Below are 16,582 nucleotides of genomic sequence, written 5' to 3' on the forward strand. Positions count from 1 at the left end.
TGAGCAAGGTAGAAGGAGTGTCACCTGCATTAATCGAAAGAGCAGGAGTAGGAAGCCACTACCTAAACTCGGCGCGCCAGTCTTCGACTCTACCAGAACTCACCGATGAATGGTTTGCGATGTTAAAGCGCGCCGCCAGTGCTGGAGTAAAAAAATTGATATTGGCAGATCCAGGTCGTCAGCCATTTTTAGATTTAATCGATAAATGCGAGCGCTGGGACAATGAAATGCTCACATGGTACTGTTTGGAGCCCAAACGTTTTACCGGCAGCTTGTTGATTGTTGAGCTGAATAAATAATTTTCAGTAAACTTTAGCCACAAAATTTAACAATTGTTATACACATGAACACAGCTGAATGCGTAGACTAACGCTCCATTTTGTTGAGAGTTAGTTTATGGTTCAACTTTCTACAGCGCGCGAGCGCGCGCTGCTTTATACGCTCATGGCCTTGCAGTTCACCGTAATTGTGGACTTTATGATCATGATGCCGCTCTCATCCCAGTTAATGGATGCGTTTGCCATCCAACCCGCAGAATTTGGTTTGTTGGTCTCCTCCTATTCGCTTGCAGCAGGTGCGTCTGCTTTGCTCGCCTCGGCGATTGCTGATCGTTTTGATCGTCGTCATGCATTGTTGATGTGCTATCTGGGGTTGGCCATCGCCACTTTGGGATGCGGCCTTGCCGATTCTTATTTACTGCTATTAATTGCGCGTATCATTGCCGGTTTTTTTGGCGGGGTGATGAGTGCTGTGGCTTTGGCAATACTGGGCGATGTGATTCCACCACAGCGGCGCGGTCAAGCGATGGGTGTGGTGATGCTTGCATTTTCGCTTGCCGCAGTTGCAGGTGTGCCACTGGGATTATTTATTGCCAACCACTATCAATGGCAGACCCCATTTTTGCTTCTTGCTGTGGTATGCGTATTGGTGTTAGTGGTTAGCTGGTTTGTAGTGCCACCGGTACGCGAGCATTTACAGCAACAACATACTCCTATGTTGCAAAGTTATCGCGATCTGCTCAGCGTGCCCAATCATTGGTGGGGGTTTGTTACTTCATCGCTGGTTATGTTTGGCGGTTTTATGGTGATTCCTTATATCGCGCCTGCCGTGGTTGCCAATACTGAATTGAGCAATTCGGATTTACCTTATATTTATCTGGTTGGCGGTGCAGTAACGCTGATTACACGCCCGATGATTGCCAAACTGACTGATACTTATCCACACGCACAAGTATTTACCTGGATTGTATTACTCAGTTTTATTCCGATTATCCTGGTTACACAAACCCTGCAGGTTGGATTGTTGTGGCACTTGCTAATGGCAGCGCTTTTTTTTATTTTTGTTAGCGGTCGTTTTATTCCCTGTTCAGCGTTGGTTACAGCGTCTTGCGAGCCGCGTTTTCGCGGGCGGGTAATGGCTTTTAATTCGGCGATGCAAAATCTGGGCTCTGGCGTCGCCGCATTTGTTGCTGGATTAATCATGGTGAAAAGTAACAGCGGTGAATTATTGCATTATGACTGGGTGGGTTTTATAGCTTGCCTGGTTGGATTGCTGACGATTTGGACTGCAAAAAAAGTGAAAGCGATTAGTTAATTGGTGGTATTCAACAGGGGCATTCAGGCGGGGGAAAACAAAATAGAGTGCATCGTCCCTGATGCGGGTACCATTATTCTGTTCATGAGAAATTCCTTCTCGTGTCGTTATTGTTGATAATTAAACGTTAATATTGTTGCCGAATTATTACGCTTCGTTAGTTTCAGTTTTATTCACGCTATGTGTAAACGCTCTGCTGTAATCAGGAGGTGATACGCGTTTGCTTGCCGTCGCTGTTTCGGTTGCTTTGACAGGTGAGGCAACTGGAACAAAAGGTGTGACGGGTTTGCTGTGTTCGTAACGGCCTGATGCAATCACAGAGTTTTCGTCTAACGCATTTTTTAATAAGTGTTGCACTTGTGCGCTGGGTGAGTCTGCGGGGCAGGCGATCATGTCCATATAGTCGATACCTAAGCGATAGGGGGGCCAGCCATTTTCCAAACCAGTTGTCACCAGTTGGCGATAGCATTTTTTTGCGCGCGCGACATCGTCTGGATTTTTGCGATCAAACAACACGGGAATTGTGCCTGAAAGTGTGCGCGATGAGCGCGAGGTAACCGCTAGTAGCGGATCAAACCCGTTATCCATTAAACACTTGCTCATCACTGTGCGATAACGCTCCACTTCATCTGCTGCAAATGGCACCAGCGGTGCATACCATAAAATACCGGCACCATCTTTTGCGGGGTGTGAATTCAAATCGAGTTTTTTTGCAGTGGGGTCGAGCGCATACGCAATTTTTAAAAACGCGACTATCGGATAACCTTCTACCGTACCCAGTGTATTGACCAGCGCACCAAAGTGACGGCGCAAGGACGAAAAACCCCATTGCGGCAAATAGGTTTGAATTTTTTGTAGTTGTTTAATTTGATTCGGGCTAAAACTCCACACGCGGCAGTTTTTTAACCGGCGGCGAATATCCTTTACAGAGCCAGCCACTGCAGCACGTGAACCGTATAAAGTTCCCAACCCTGTCCAAGCCGAAATTTTTCGCTCTTTTGCCAATTGTTGTAGATAAGCTGCACGCGCTTCACCTGTCAGAGTCGATGCCAGAGGTGTATCAACTTGAGTAGAGAGAATGCGGCAGTCGTTCATCATAATAATGCCGCCGATGCCGGGAATATCTTCGGTGAGTTTATTTAATTCCGTTTGGCTGTTGATAAACGCATCATTGCTTTTCCATTCAAACACCAAGATACGTGTCGCTTCGGGTGAACGCGCTAATTGCACACGCGCTTTAGTCACAATACCGAAGTTACCTTGACGCAATAACCCCGCCCAGGAATAACCGGTGCCCGCATTCCAGCGTTTGGCCATCTCGGGGCAATTTAAATCCTGATAGGTATGGCGAAATTCAGTGCCGTTACCCCAATAGCCTTCCAGTTCACTGATCGCATCGAAGTGATCGGTAATCGGTGTTAAGCCATAACCGCCATCTAACGCATTGCCGAGAATATTGCCGTTGGGGCCAACACCGGTGGTGGGCACTAATAAATCTGCACCGCTTTTTTTTATCGCCGCGTGTAAATCAGCTTGTGTTACACCGGGTTCAATTAATGCGGTGGATGATTTCACATCGATATACACGCGGCGCAACTGTGATAAATCCACAATAAAACTGCGTGAATCGACCGGCAGTGAAGTGCCGTAACCAAAATTGCGTCCGCCGCTGATTGGCCAGAGCGGCACTCTAAATTCGTTGGCAAGAGCGAGCACCTCTTGAATGGCGTCCACTTCTTTAATAACTATGGCTCCGGCAGGTAGACGTTGGCTCGCGCCGGTATCTGCACCGTAATGAAAAGCCGCTTCTTCGCGGCTCAACACTTTGGCACCGGGAATACGTAATACTTCGCTGAAAAAAGAGGTAGTCATGTTCATCTTCCTTTCAAATGCTGAATGACAAAATTGCTGGGTGAGCAAAGGTGGGATTGTTACTGCACGTTTTGGTGTGTTCAAAAAATCGACACTTTTCGGCAGTCATACAAGCATGAGCAAGAACTATGACAAGAATAAATTTCTTAATGTTTTCAAAGGCTTTTTATAAAAAAATTAGTTTTTGGTGATCTTAAATGACATGTTTTTGGCGTTATTTTTTTTACTGCTAAAAGTGACTGAATGAATAAAAGATTTTAGTGTTTAGTAAAGCGCTCACAGTAAAATTAGAAAATGTTGTCGCTTAAAGCGTTTTCTCATTAACAATATGAAACAGTTTTTTGCGCCTGGTCGGGCGCTAAAATTAAGGTGCAGTGATAAACTACAACGGTCATAAATTATGTATTTAGATGCCAAATTGATAGAGGGCGATGCAATGAAGAATGGCATGATGAAAATAAGTTTATATCTAGCATTCTGCGTGCTGTTCGGCTGTGGCGGCGATGGGAATAGTCGGGACAATCTGGGGAGCAGCTCTTTCAGCTCAGTGGTTATAAATTCCAGCGTAAGTAAAAGCTCTGCGTCAGTAAACAATTCGTCTATAGAAAATAGTTCTGCGCTGTCTTCAGTATCTAGTGTGCAATCCAATAGTGCTATGTCGCTTTCATCTCTCTCTAGTTCAGGTGCGGCACAATCTTCAGTGGCGAAAGAAATATTTATTAATGCGTTATTTAATAAAGGGGGCAGTCTATCACCCTATAGCCATGTGGCGATTAATTCAGGTGAAACGCGTGCATTTACAGTGACACCCGAGTCAGGTTATCGCTTGGCGGGAACCTATGGCTGCAATAGCCGTATTGAAATGGGGCAAGTAATTGCGGGCCCCATTACTCAAAGCTGCGTCATGAATGTTAGTTTTGTGCGTGCGGGTTCGTTGGCAGATCAGTTAAATTTAACTGATCGCGGGCTGATTCGCTGTATTACCGAGATGGAAGATAAGAGCGCTGCTCCAATCACGGCTGCATCGATTAAATCTTTAGTGTGCGGGAATCTATTTGACCCAGTGTCATCCTATGAAGAGCTAACATTATTTCCCAATCTTGAATCTCTATCGCTCACCGGTACTCGTTTAAATGGTTCGTGGAGTTTTGGGTTTTTCCAGAAGCTGACCCGTTTAAATTTGCAAGACAACGAATTAGATGCTGTTGATGTCAGTCAAAATATCAAACTGACTCATTTGAGTCTCGGCAAAAATCGGCTTACACAGATTAATCTTGTCCCACTGGTTAATCTACTGGAATTCTCAGCGGAAAATAATCAACTTGGCGCTATTGATTTAACTGAAAATACTCAGCTGACCGCACTCAATTTGGCGGATAATCATTTGCAATCCTTACAGGTCGCGCATTTGGCTCAATTGACGCAGTTGAATGTTAATCGTAATCAATTAACGGCATTGGACTATAGCGATAATGTGAAATTGGTAGATTTGTCTATTGGGTGGAATAAGATTGCTAGCGTTGACCTCAGTATGTTGCCGGAGCTTGCTGCCTTGAACCTAGGTAGTCTTAATTTGGAGCGGGTTGATTTAAGCTTTAATAAAAAATTAGTTGATCTAAAGTTAATGGAAAATAAATTAACTGCGTTAGATGTCAGTATGCTGCCGTTTTTAGAAAAATTGTCGGTGTATAAAAATTACTTAACGGCGTTGGATTTAACCTTAAATACCAAGCTCACCGATGTAAATCTGCTGGATAATCGCTTAACCCAAATGGATGTTAGTAAGCTAGTTGATTTAAAAGTATTGTGGGCAACCTACAATCAGATCACAAGTATCAACCTGTCGAATAATAACCAGTTGCAATGGGTGTTGTTAACGGATAATAAGCTGACCAGTGTGAGCGGAGTGGAAAAACTTGATAAAAAAACAGAGCTGGATTTCAGCAGAAACCCCTTGGATGCTGCAACAAAATCTTATTTGTTCGAGCTGTACGATAAGCAGGGTTACGAATATTTATCGTTTTAGTCTTTGATCAAGGGATGGTAGTTTCCTGTGAATCTCTAAGGGTTCCCACCAGTGGGAACCCTTAATTGTTTGCTGCAATTACACGAGCAAATTTTCAAGTGTGCGCTCATAAATTTTAGTTAGTTTATTTAAATCATCTGCACTAATACATTCATTCACCTTGTGAATGGTCGCGTTAATTGGTCCCACCTCAACGACTTGTGCTCCTGTAGGGGCAATAAAGCGTCCGTCAGATGTGCCGCCCGACGTAGATAATTCTGTATCAAGCCCGGTTTCTGCTTTAATCGCATTAATCACGGCATTTACCAAATCACCGCGCGGTGTTAGAAACGGTTGACCGCTTAAAATCCATTGCAAATCGTATTTTAATTGGTGTCTATTCAAAATCGCTTCAGTGCGCTCACGCAGCTTTTGTTCAGTGAGTTCAGTTGAGAAACGGAAATTAAATACCACTTCTACTTCGCCGGGAATTACATTGGTTGCGCCGGTGCCGCTGTTGATATTGGAAACTTGAAAGCTGGTCGCAGGAAAAAATTCATTGCCGTTATCCCAGTGCTCTGCGGCTAATTCCGCCAGGGCGGGGGCAAGTTTATGGATGGGATTGTCGGCCAAGTGTGGGTAGGCCACATGGCCTTGAATGCCTTTCACTTTTAAGATCGCACCGAGTGAACCGCGACGGCCATTTTTAATCACATCGCCAACTAGATTAGTGCTCGATGGTTCACCCACAATGCACCAGGTCATTTTGGTATTGTTGGCCTCTAACCATTCCACTACTTTTACCGTGCCATTAACAGACGGGCCTTCTTCATCGCTGGTGATTAAAAAAGCGATGCGGCCTTTGTGGTTTGGGTGCTGCGCAATAAAATTTTCGCAGGCGACAACCATACAGGCGAGTGAGCCTTTCATATCGGCCGCGCCGCGGCCATGCAACATGCCATCAATAATGGTTGGTTCAAACGGTGGGTTGTTCCAATTGGCCTCGGGGCCAGTGGGCACCACATCGGTATGCCCCGCAAAGGCGAGCAGAGGGCCGTTATCGCCATCGGCTCCAGTGCGAATGGCCCAAAAATTATCCACTTCACCAAACCGCAAACGCGAGGTTTTAAAACCGATTGCCTCAAGGCGTTTAATCATCATTTCCTGACAGCCGTCATCTTCAGGTGTTACTGAGCGGCAGCGGATCAAGTCGGTGGCGAGTTGCAAAGTGGGGGTTAACGCAGCAGTCATGGTGTCATCCAGCGGTTGGGAATAAATTCGCGGTGAATTTTACGCGATTTTGTAGCCAATTCGTTGATTCCAGCCAATAAAAAGCCCCTGCCACCAATTGGGGAGCACTTGGCGGCAGGGGAGGTGCATTAACCTATTGAGAGTTAGTAACTGTTAAGCGGCTTTGCTGGTATCAGTATTGTGTTGGATCAAGTTTCCGTTACTGTTGATGGCAATACTTCTGGGTTTCATTGCCTCTGGGACTTCTTTCACCAGGCTGATAGTCAGCAAGCCATTGTTGAGTTGGGCACCGGTCACCTCAACATGATCGGCCAAGCTGAACTTGCGCTCGAAGCTGCGCGTGGCTATGCCCTGATAGAGATACTTGCGCTCTTCTTTGCTTTCCTCGGCTTTTTTGCCGCGCACAGTTAGTACGCCGCGTTCGGTTTGAATATCCAGTTCATGTTGCTCGAAGCCTGCTACCGCCAAGGTTATACCGTAGCGATTCTCACCCGTTGCTTCGATATTATAAGGTGGATAGCCAGCCGTGCTTTGGTCAGCGCGCAGAGCTGTATCTAATAGCGCACCTAGACGGTCAAATCCTATGGTGCTGCGATAGAGAGGAGAGAGATCAATTGCGTTCATAATATATCCTCCATTAGAAGCGATAGAAAATAAAAAACAATTAATAAGTGATGGCTCTTGAGCGACGCCGATCACACAAATAATCTAGGGTGAACTCAGCGGGATTCAAGCATTGGTTTAATAATAAATATTTATTCTTATTAAAATAATAATTATTTTTTTTAATGATTTTTTAGATTTGTCATGCTTGAACTTTTTAGTGAAGCCCCTATCTAACCTCGCGTCTTCGTTCACTACGATTGTTTTCTGGGAATTCTCCCGCTACTGAGGAAAAAACAATGTACAACGCGATCACTCAGCTGCGTTTCCGGCTTACCTTTTCCGGGTGTCCGCCCCCAAATTAATCCTGCTTATTAGCTCATCTTCCTGCCTCCTGTGTGCAAGGAGGCGAAGCACCTTTTTGTCTTTTTGTATTGTTAATTCTGGAGGCTTCTATGCTGAAAGTGTCAAATCTAAAGCGTGCCTATGGTGATTTTGTCGCCGCAGATTCGGTCAGTTTTTCTATCGCCAAGGGTGAAATTGTCGGCTTGCTTGGCCACAACGGCGCGGGTAAAACTACGGTGATGAAAATGCTCAGTGGTTACCTTGAACCCAGTGCAGGTCAGATTGTTTTCGAAGGAAAACAGCTGGCCGATCACTTAAAAGTGCTGCAACAAAAAATTGGCTATTTACCCGAAAGTTTGCCGGTTTATCCGGAATTATCGGTAGCGGAGTATCTGGACTACGCGGCTGAATTAAAAGGTTTGCGCGGTCGTGATAAACAGCAAGAAGTAAAACGTGTTGTCAACGCCACCGATATAGCGGCGAAATTACTTGCGCCGATTGCTACCTTATCGCGCGGTTATAAACAGCGTGTCGGTGTGGCGCAGGCGCTGTTGGGAAAACCAAGCTTGTTGATTTTGGATGAGCCGACTAACGGTTTAGACCCGCAGCAGACCTTGCAAATGCGTGAACTAATTCGCGCCATCGCCAAAGACGCGACAGTTATTTTATCTACTCATATCATGCAAGAAGTAGAGGCACTTTGTGATCGTGTATTAATGATGCGTGCGGGGCAGTTGGTGTTGGACGAAAAATTGGCGGAGTTGCGCACCAGCCGTTCCCTGCTGCTCTCATCCAGTCTCTCTGCTGATGAAGTAAAACAAACACTTGCGACTATTACTGGCGTAAAAGCAATTGATTTTCTTGCTAGTTCGTCAGCTGAAACCCACGCCCGTATTCACTTAGGTGAAGCGGGAGATGTAAAAGCGATTAGTGCAGCCATTGCAAAGATTCTGCTCGGCAGTGGTGCCGATCTATATCAACTCCAAGCTGAAACTCGCGATCTTGAAAGTTTATTTCGCGAAGTAAATAACAATCTCCCACTGCAGAACAATAAGGAGGCATTAGATCATGCAGCCTAAGCACACCATTACCCGCGTCGCTAAAAAAGAAATTTCTCTCTTTTTTGCATCGCCAATTGCCTATTTATTTTTAGCTGCGTTTGCGGGCGTAACACTGTTTACTTTTTTCTGGGGCGAAGCATTTTTTGCACGTGATATTGCCGATGTGCGCCCATTGTTTGAGTGGATGCCACTCCTGCTAATTTTTCTCGCCAGCACCTTGACTATGCGTATGTGGAGCGAAGAGCGCCGCAGTGGCACCTTGGAGTATGTGCTTACACAACCTGTACCTCTGTGGCATTTTGTGGTCGGAAAATTCCTCGGTTGTATTGCGCTGTTAGTGGTTGCGCTGTTAATTACCTTGCCGTTACCCATTACCGTGGCTATTTTGGGTGATTTGGATTGGGGGCCGGTGGTTGCGGGCTACCTCGCCACCTTGTTGCTGGGTGCGGCCTATTTAAGCATTGGATTGTATGTTTCCTCCCGTAGCGATAATCAAATTGTCAGTTTAATTGCTGCAGTGGCGGTGTGCGGGATTTTTTATTTGTTAGGCAGTAAAGCCATTACGAATTTTTTTGGCACTAGTGCAAGTGAATGGTTGCGCTTACTCGGTACTGGGTCGCGGTTTGAATCCATTACTCGCGGTGTCATTGATGTACGCGACCTTTATTATTATGCGAGTTTGATTGTCATCTTCCTTGCGTTAAATACCTTTGCGCTGGAGCGGGAGCGTTGGGCGGCGACGGGTGATAAACAGCATCACCACGGTTGGCGTATGCTCACTGGGCTGTTACTAGTGAATGCGCTGGGTGCCAACCTCTGGTTGGGGCAAATTAACAGCCTGCGAGTAGATGCAACCGAAGGCAATCAATATTCAATTTCTACCGCTACCGAACATTATTTAAATCAATTGCAAGAGCCTTTGTTAATTCGCGGCTATTTCAGCAGTAAAACCCATCCGCTGTTAGCGCCATTGGTACCACAAATTCGCGACTTGATAAAAGAATATGAAATTGAAAGTCGGGGGCGCGTGCGCGTGGAATTTGTTGATCCAGTTACTAATCCGGAATTGGAGCAGGAGGCTAATCAAAAATATGCAATTCAACCTGTGCCATTTCAAGTGACTGATCGCTACCAAGCATCGGTGGTTAATTCGTATTTCAATGTGCTGGTGCAATATGGCGATGAGTATCAAGTGCTCGGTTTCCGCGATTTAATTGAAATCAAAACCAGTGGTGAAACGGATCTGGATGTGAAGTTGCGCAACCCCGAACACGATCTTACTCGCGCTATCAAAAAAGTGCTGCACAGCTATCAGGCGGGAGGCAATTTATTTGATACAGTCAAGGGTGAATTAGTGTTTAACGCCTATGTGTCTGCCGACAGCGTTTTACCGCAACAGCTACAAAATTTTAAGCGCACAGTTGAAACAGAACTGAAGCAGCAGCAAGAGAAGTCTGCGAATCGCTTGCGTGTTAATTTTATTGACCCAGCCGCAGATGGTGGAAAGGTGGGTGAAAAAATTGCGCAGGACTATGGTTTTAACCCTATGGCAACCAGTTTATTGAGCAATGAGCGGTTCTATTTTTATATGACGCTCGCTCAGGGAGAGCAGCTGGTGCAAATCCCACTGGATGACATGAGTGAAGCCAGCTTTGAGCGAAATTTTTCTGCTGCCGTAAAACGTTTTGCTAGCGGATTTACCAAAACAGTCGCCTTTGTTGCGCCAGAGCAGGCAATGGCGAATCACTATGCACCGCAAGTGCCACAATTTAGCCAATTGGAACAATTCCTCGGTGCTGAATTAAATGTGGTGCGTGAAGATTTGAGTGATGGTGCGGTAAGTGGCGAAGCTGATGTGCTCTTTTTAGCGGCGCCAAACAATCTCACTGAGAAGCAACTGTTTGCAGTCGATCAGTTCTTGATGCAGGGTGGGACGGTTATCGCCGCGACTTCGCCTTACACCGCTTCATTAACCCAGCGCAGTTTGAATTTGCAAAAGCAAGAAAGTGGCATGAGTCAATGGCTGGCGCATCACGGCATGAGTATTGAAGAACGCTTGGTAATGGATAAACAAAGTGTGCCCTTCCCAGTGCCGGTAACACGCAACCTTGGCGGTTTTAGTGTGCAAGAGATGCGCATGCTGGACTATCCCTATTTTATTGATGTGCGCGCCAATGGTTTGAATGCGGAAAGTGTCATTACCAATAGCCTGCCGCAAGCGACTATGGCTTGGGCTTCGCCAATTGTAGTGAATACAGAAAAACAACAATCGCGCAAGGTGACTGAGTTGCTGCGCAGTTCAGATAAATCCTGGGTGAGTGGCGATATGAATATAACGCCGCAAATTACTGGCGATGGGATTACACCGTATCTGCCTGTAGGCGAACAAAAATCCCATTTGCTTGGTGTTATTTCACAAGGGCGATTTGATTCATTTTTTGCAGGCAAAGAATCTCCTCTGTTGAAACAAAGTGATGCTGAAGTAAATGAAGATAAAAATAAAACTGAGAAAACAAGTGATACAGATTCCACGAAAAATATCGGCAGTGTTATTCAGCACTCCCCCGACTCTGCGCGCATTATTTTATTCAGTTCAAATGATTTCTTGAACGATTCGGTAGTGTCTATGGCAGGTATGGCTAGTGGTGGTCAATATCTGAATAGCTTGCAGCTAATGGCAAACACTTTGGATTGGGCACTGGAAGATGACGGTTTGATGAGTATTCGCGCGCGCAGTAATTTCAACCGCACATTGCCAGCATTGGAGCAGGGCACTCAAGCATTCTGGGAATATTTGAATTACGCGCTGGCATTATTGGCGTTGTTTATTGTGGGTGTAGTGCAGCATCGCATCAAACGTACACGTGAACAACAATATCGCCAGTGGTTGGCCAGTTAATCAAACAGAACTATTTTCTCTGCATAAGAGGTAATGATGATGAATCAATCCGTCACTATTGATCTTACTCAGGCGCAGGAGCAGAAGCTTGCTTCTGCATCACCACTAAACCTGTGGCAAAAGCGCTTAACGATTTTGTTGTTCATACAAATGTTATTGGTAATCGGTCTGTTTGCTTACCACCAAAATTCCCGCGTGCAGGTTAATGCTCAATCTTTGTTGACAGTGGGTATGGCGAATATCGACCGCGTGGTTATTCAAGATGCTAACAACAAAGTCACACTGCAAAAAGTGGCTGGTCAATGGCAGCTGCCCGAGCAGCAACAACTGCCAGTTGACAAGCAAAAGCTGGATGACATTTTACAAAAACTGGAGGGCACTAAGCTCACTTGGCCGGTGACTACCACGGCCAGCAGCCATGAGCGTTTTGAGGTCAGCGATAGTAAGTTTCAACGGCATATTAAGTTATTTCAAGGCGATAACAAAAAAGCCGAGTTGTGGTTAGGTACTAGCCCCGGCTTTAAAAAAATTCATCTGCGGCGCGCGGGTGAAGATCAAGTCTACGCTGTTGAATTAACATCATTTGAGTTTGCGACTGAAGCAAAAGACTGGCTGCAAAAAGATCTGCTTGCTGTAAAAGATATCACCACGATTAAATCCGCTGATTATGCGCTGCAAAAAACTGCTGATAGCTGGAATTTTGTATCAGCTAATCAAGACGAAACTACTGAAAAAGTAGATGCCAATAAAGTTGCTGAATTGGTAAGTGGCTTAAATAATCTACAAATACAAGAAGTGGCAACCCAGGCTCCGCACGGCGAGACAACAAGTGTTACAGTGAAATCTGCAGCAGGTGAATTTCAGTTTGAATTTGTCAAAACCGAGAATGAGTATTTTGTAAAACGCAGCGATCAGGACAATTACTTCAAACTGAGTCAGTATGAGTTTGAACGTGTTGCGAATGTAACTAGGGCTTCTCTCCTTGCGAGTGAAGCTGTGTCAAATAATACAAAAACTGATCCCGTATCAGGTTAACTTCAATTGGCAGTCTACTAAAAAATGGCGTAGATTAATTCAGTGCGATAAAAACTGAGTGATAGAGGGTGCTATTATGGCACCCTCTATCCTTCCATAAGTGATAACATTAATTGCGATAACTGGGGCTGCGAGTGCACCTGGGTTTTCTGCATGATATTTTTCATCTGCCAGCGTGCGGTTTCATGCGTGACGGCGCGTTTTTTGGCAGCTTCGCCCAGTGTTGATCCATTAATTAAATGTTCAATCAGCTCACTTTCTGCAGGGGTAATTCCATAGGCTGCTTTTAAGTATTGAATAGGTGGATCGCAGTGGCGTTGTGAATCTTGAACCAAGATCAGATACCGGGAATTGGGTGGTAAACCCTGTTCGTTATAAATAGGCCAAATTTTTTCCTGGTTTTCGTTCAACGCAAAAATACTGAGTTTCAAGTGACCTTGTGGGTATTCGATTTTGATGCTGGAATCTTTGCCGATAATTTTCCGCTTTTCTTTCTTTAATAATTTTTCGTTGACGCTAATGGAGTTATTGGTATCTAGATGGCAGGTATTTATATGGCAGGTATCTACCTGAAAAGGTTTATGCATTTGAAAATGAACTTGCTGGGATTTGGAGAGTGCGCGCATAGCCTCCGGATTTATAAAGGTCACTTGTTGACGAGGGTCCAGTAGCACTACGCCCAGACGCAGATGTTTAAGCACAGCTTCAAAAGCATGGTTAGCTTTTTCCAATAAATGAATGCGTTGGCGAATATGGATAGCTTGTACAAGATGCGGTAGCAGTCGCTGCAGTTTGTCGATATGGGTTGCTGTTAGCGGGAGCGAGCTTTCAAAGTTTTGCAGGCCGAGACCGGCACAACCGTTCACTCCGCGATATAAAACTGCACCTGCCTGAAAATGCAATTTCGGCCACAGGCACTGCATATATTTGGCCCCGACGATTTGTGCATAGCGTTTACCTGATAGCTGAACGATGTCGCTGTCGGTGACTGCCATGCCCTCGGGTAAGCCGCGCAATTGATTATTCAGTTGTGCAGCCTGGGGTGCGATAAATTCATCCAAATATAGATCCAGCGTTTGAGTTTTCAGGCGAGCCGCAGCGGCGTAGTTGCATCTTCGTTCTATGGCATCGTAATAAAAAATGGTGCATTGGTCGGCACCACAGTTCAGCCGGATGCTATCCAGAACCTGAGGCCATAGCTGTGGATATATAGCGGCTTCGTAAATGGCATTGATAAGTTGGGAGTCACTGGCTGGAGTGCATTCTGGTTGAAGAATTGGCGGCATAGCAGTCCCTGATATCAGCTGGTGTTGAACTTGCAGCAGTACAAGCTTCAATACTAGTGATGTCAGTCACAAATAAACACCACCCAAATGGGTGGGACTCAATTGATTCTATCGCTGCCAGATATAGATTGTTTGTCGTTGGCGAACTCATTGGTCAATAACGTCAACAAGCGCGTTAGCTCCGTCTGCGAGTGGGTTTGGGTTTTATGCATCATCTGTTTGACTTGCCAGCGCGTTGTTTCCGGTGATGTACCTCGCTCATGGGAAATATCGGCAACTCCCATACCTCTTAACAGCAATTGTGCAAGCTGTGTTTCGGTCACGGTTAACCCATAGGCCTGCTGCAAATATTGCGGAGAAATAAAACGCTGCCGCTCCGGGTCATTGGCAAATACAGCAAGGCAGGGAATGTCACTGGTAAGGACTCTGGCCTGTTGTTGAATAGGAATAAAACATAATTTCAGCGGGTGAGTTTTGGCGGGGTGTAACAGGGGCAAACAAATGCCCTCAGTAACAACATAATTTGCGCGAAAACCTTCATCCAAAAAGTCAGTGAGTATGGATTCCAGCCTGAGGTGTTCTTTAGCAATGTGCGCTTGCAAGCGCATATTGCGGTTCAAACTTAGCGCAGGGTGGTTGGCTAATACTCGCTGTGCCTCCGGGCTTGCAAACACTACGCGCAGTGATGCATCCAATAAAAATACCGCAAGGTTGGTTCGTTTGATCGCTTCCAGCAAGCAATCACTCTCCCTGCGCAAGACGCTTAAATGATTATGAATGTAGATTGCGCGCACGAAATGGGGGCTTAATCGTTCGATAAATTCTATCGCTTTAAGCGGCAAATCTTCGGTATCGCTGAAACTGTAAATATTTATTGTAGAAAAAATAATGTCGCCTAAGACCAAGGGGATCCCCGCGCGCAGGGTGTAACTTCTGTCTCCAGTTGCATCGACCTGATTGCAAGCTTGGCTATTTAGGGGTAGGTCAGTTTGGGGGAAAAGGTTTTTGGTAGTAAAAATTTGGCCGGGAATTAAATTGCTAAAAAGGTTTTTTACTCGTTGAAAGTCCTTGGCTAAATGATCTCTTACTGCATCATCATTATGGTTCGTGTTATGTGCTGTAATGGTGAAATTGCGCTGACTATGCTGCTGGTCATAAAAAACTAGCGATGCAGCATCCGCATCTACAAACTTGCATACCTCCAGCAAAACGCTTTGCCATTTTGTTGATTCAAGCGCCGCTTCATAAATCGCAGCAATTAATCTGCTCTCATACTCCCCAAGTTCATATCCGCCCATGATCCATGTCCTGTGGCTGAATTGTGTAGTTTTTGTAGTTTAGTGCTGGATTGAGTGCATTTACAACCCAGATGGGGGGTGGGGCTGTAGGATTAATTTGTTTGAATTTGTCTTAATTATTATTTGTCTTAAGGTGAAATTAGGTTATGAATAGAAAATTTATAGTTATGGCATTTATTGCTTTTTCATCATTTTGTTTTGCTAAAGATGATTGGAAATCTATGTCAAATGAAGAAATTATTTCCGATAAAACAATTGTCCTAAAATCTATGAATTCGAATATATGCCATTCATTTTCAAGTTTTAGAAATAAAGTGAAGATTGTTAGAAATGCTGAGGGCATTCCTGTTAATGCTTACCCTGATTTGGAATCTTGTTTGTCAGATGAAGGAAAAGTTAATAAGTACGAGGTTAAAGCTGCAGCTAATGAAGATCCAGTTTTGGCCGAAGAAATGAAGGAAGCCAGAAAGAAAGATGAGCAAGAAAAAAATTATGCGGGATTAAATTGGGGGGCTGGATTGATGTTTGCTAGTTACTCAAAAGAGATTGTTATAGATGCGAGCCTTAATAATGGTGTTGTAAGTGTTAATCATGAATTGGATAACAGAGCTATTGCTATGATAGAGAGTCATTTTTTTTATACACCAGGGAAACGAAAAGTGTTTGGGGTTGGTCCGTTCATTGGTGTGGGGTTGGCAGGTGAAAATGGTGTAGATCCTTTATCGATTTATGGTGGTGGTGTAATGGTTGGATTTAGAAAGCCTAATTCTTCATCGTCTTGGAATGTAGGGCTGGGCTATTTTATTGATACGGATGCAAAATTGTTAAAGAAAGGTTTAAAAGATGGGGATTCAACAACGGAAACGGATTCAGCTAAGATTTTTATCAAAGATGATATTGGGGGCGTAATGTTAATGTTTTCATCAAGCTTTTAAATGGCTCTTCAAATTGTCTAGGACGGTAATATATGAAATTAGAGTGCATTGCTTCGGTGCTTAATCTTCGTAAAGAGCCAAAAGGAGATGTCTTTGCTGAATTAAGAAGTGGTGATTTGATTGAAGTGACAAATGCTTCCTCAAATAGGGAATGGGTTAACGGTACTGTTTTGTCAGGTATAAGTGCTGGGAAAAGTGGATTTGTTAAAAGAAAGTGGATAATTCAGAGTTTTAATAAACAACCAGTGTTTCCAACTGGTAATAGGGTAGTTGCAGCAAAAATTATAGCGGATAGAACGCAGGAGTTTGATCCCTACCGCGAATATCGGACACCTTAGAAACTGAGTAAACTTACTCCAGAGGTGATCCATGAGCAAGAAACAATCCACGCAAACGAAC

At 44.7% G+C, this 16,582-nt stretch carries 12 protein-coding genes and 2 pseudogenes; 9 read left to right on the forward strand and 5 right to left on the reverse strand.

Annotated features, from left to right (window positions below; translation table 11 throughout):
* Both AWU77_RS02810 and AWU77_RS02815 read left to right on the forward strand, forming a co-directional pair.
* A pseudogene (locus tag AWU77_RS02810) lies at window positions 1–299 on the forward strand (hypothetical protein); the annotation flags it as partial.
* 97 nt (window positions 300–396) lie between these two features.
* The gene (locus AWU77_RS02815; RefSeq protein WP_062058961.1) at window positions 397–1,593 is read left to right on the forward strand and encodes an MFS transporter; all 1,197 of its coding nucleotides are present in this window, start codon (window positions 397–399) and stop codon (window positions 1,591–1,593) included.
* A 147-nt stretch (window positions 1,594–1,740) separates the two neighbouring features.
* Here the strand turns inward: AWU77_RS02815 and AWU77_RS02820 are convergent, their stop codons facing one another.
* Window positions 1,741–3,465 (reverse strand): FAD-binding oxidoreductase, encoded by a 1,725-nt coding sequence (locus AWU77_RS02820; RefSeq protein ID WP_062058964.1) that lies wholly within the window; start codon window positions 3,463–3,465, stop codon window positions 1,741–1,743.
* Between the two features lie 400 nt (window positions 3,466–3,865).
* On the opposite strand from AWU77_RS02820, the gene AWU77_RS02825 reads away from it, so the two are divergent.
* Window positions 3,866–5,491, forward strand: a complete 1,626-nt coding sequence (locus AWU77_RS02825; protein WP_062058968.1) for a leucine-rich repeat domain-containing protein — start codon at window positions 3,866–3,868, stop codon at window positions 5,489–5,491.
* 78 nt (window positions 5,492–5,569) lie between these two features.
* Here the strand turns inward: AWU77_RS02825 and dapE are convergent, their stop codons facing one another.
* Both dapE and AWU77_RS02835 read right to left on the reverse strand, forming a co-directional pair.
* Window positions 5,570–6,721 carry a succinyl-diaminopimelate desuccinylase gene (gene dapE / locus AWU77_RS02830; protein WP_062058971.1) on the reverse strand — a complete coding sequence of 384 codons (1,152 nt, stop codon included), beginning with the start codon at window positions 6,719–6,721 and terminating at the stop codon, window positions 5,570–5,572.
* 153 nt (window positions 6,722–6,874) lie between these two features.
* Window positions 6,875–7,345, reverse strand: a complete 471-nt coding sequence (locus tag AWU77_RS02835) for an Hsp20 family protein (protein ID WP_062058974.1) — start codon at window positions 7,343–7,345, stop codon at window positions 6,875–6,877.
* Window positions 7,346–7,779: 434 nt separating this feature from the next.
* Between AWU77_RS02835 and AWU77_RS02840 the strand changes: the two genes are divergently transcribed.
* The 4 genes and pseudogenes from AWU77_RS02840 (at window position 7,780) to AWU77_RS02850 (ending at window position 12,664) form a co-directional block, all read left to right on the forward strand.
* Complete coding sequence (locus tag AWU77_RS02840; RefSeq protein ID WP_062058978.1) at window positions 7,780–8,748, forward strand: ABC transporter ATP-binding protein; 969 nt, start codon at window positions 7,780–7,782, stop codon at window positions 8,746–8,748.
* A gap of 211 nt (window positions 8,749–8,959) precedes the next feature.
* Window positions 8,960–10,735: pseudogene (locus AWU77_RS20945) on the forward strand (Gldg family protein); the annotation flags it as partial.
* 305 nt (window positions 10,736–11,040) lie between these two features.
* The gene (locus AWU77_RS20950) at window positions 11,041–11,160 is read left to right on the forward strand and encodes an autoinducer binding domain-containing protein (RefSeq protein WP_375600829.1); all 120 of its coding nucleotides are present in this window, start codon (window positions 11,041–11,043) and stop codon (window positions 11,158–11,160) included.
* A gap of 508 nt (window positions 11,161–11,668) precedes the next feature.
* On the forward strand, window positions 11,669–12,664 hold the full coding sequence (locus tag AWU77_RS02850) for a DUF4340 domain-containing protein (protein ID WP_193747485.1): 996 nt from the start codon (window positions 11,669–11,671) through the stop codon (window positions 12,662–12,664).
* Between the two features lie 86 nt (window positions 12,665–12,750).
* Here the strand turns inward: AWU77_RS02850 and AWU77_RS02855 are convergent, their stop codons facing one another.
* Window positions 12,751–13,950, reverse strand: coding sequence for a hypothetical protein (locus AWU77_RS02855; RefSeq protein ID WP_062058987.1), 1,200 nt, complete (start codon window positions 13,948–13,950; stop codon window positions 12,751–12,753).
* 98 nt (window positions 13,951–14,048) lie between these two features.
* A complete protein-coding gene (locus AWU77_RS02860; RefSeq protein ID WP_062058990.1) occupies window positions 14,049–15,248 on the reverse strand; it encodes a LuxR C-terminal-related transcriptional regulator in 1,200 nt (399 codons plus the stop codon).
* A 146-nt stretch (window positions 15,249–15,394) separates the two neighbouring features.
* Between AWU77_RS02860 and AWU77_RS02865 the strand changes: the two genes are divergently transcribed.
* Window positions 15,395–16,183 (forward strand): hypothetical protein, encoded by a 789-nt coding sequence (locus tag AWU77_RS02865; RefSeq protein WP_152625244.1) that lies wholly within the window; start codon window positions 15,395–15,397, stop codon window positions 16,181–16,183.
* Between the two features lie 32 nt (window positions 16,184–16,215).
* Window positions 16,216–16,521, forward strand: a complete 306-nt coding sequence (locus AWU77_RS02870) for a hypothetical protein (protein WP_062058997.1) — start codon at window positions 16,216–16,218, stop codon at window positions 16,519–16,521.
* Window positions 16,522–16,582: the final 61 nt, after the last annotated feature.

The sequence above is a fragment of the Cellvibrio sp. OA-2007 genome, from assembly GCF_000953825.1.
Taxonomy (GTDB): domain Bacteria; phylum Pseudomonadota; class Gammaproteobacteria; order Pseudomonadales; family Cellvibrionaceae; genus Cellvibrio.

Bases quoted from the DNA above. Each gene is read 5' to 3' on its own strand.
- AWU77_RS02815 (WP_062058961.1), top strand. From the start codon at position 397: ATGGTTCAACTTTCTACAGCGCGCGAGCGCGCGCTGCTTTATACGCTC.
- AWU77_RS02820 (WP_062058964.1), bottom strand. From the start codon at position 3,465: ATGACTACCTCTTTTTTCAGCGAAGTATTACGTATTCCCGGTGCCAAA.
- AWU77_RS02825 (WP_062058968.1), top strand. From the start codon at position 3,866: ATGTATTTAGATGCCAAATTGATAGAGGGCGATGCAATGAAGAATGGC.
- dapE (WP_062058971.1), bottom strand. From the start codon at position 6,721: ATGACTGCTGCGTTAACCCCCACTTTGCAACTCGCCACCGACTTGATC.
- AWU77_RS02835 (WP_062058974.1), bottom strand. From the start codon at position 7,345: ATGAACGCAATTGATCTCTCTCCTCTCTATCGCAGCACCATAGGATTT.
- AWU77_RS02840 (WP_062058978.1), top strand. From the start codon at position 7,780: ATGCTGAAAGTGTCAAATCTAAAGCGTGCCTATGGTGATTTTGTCGCC.
- AWU77_RS02850 (WP_193747485.1), top strand. From the start codon at position 11,669: ATGAATCAATCCGTCACTATTGATCTTACTCAGGCGCAGGAGCAGAAG.
- AWU77_RS02855 (WP_062058987.1), bottom strand. From the start codon at position 13,950: ATGCCGCCAATTCTTCAACCAGAATGCACTCCAGCCAGTGACTCCCAA.
- AWU77_RS02860 (WP_062058990.1), bottom strand. From the start codon at position 15,248: ATGGGCGGATATGAACTTGGGGAGTATGAGAGCAGATTAATTGCTGCG.
- AWU77_RS02865 (WP_152625244.1), top strand. From the start codon at position 15,395: ATGAATAGAAAATTTATAGTTATGGCATTTATTGCTTTTTCATCATTT.
- AWU77_RS02870 (WP_062058997.1), top strand. From the start codon at position 16,216: ATGAAATTAGAGTGCATTGCTTCGGTGCTTAATCTTCGTAAAGAGCCA.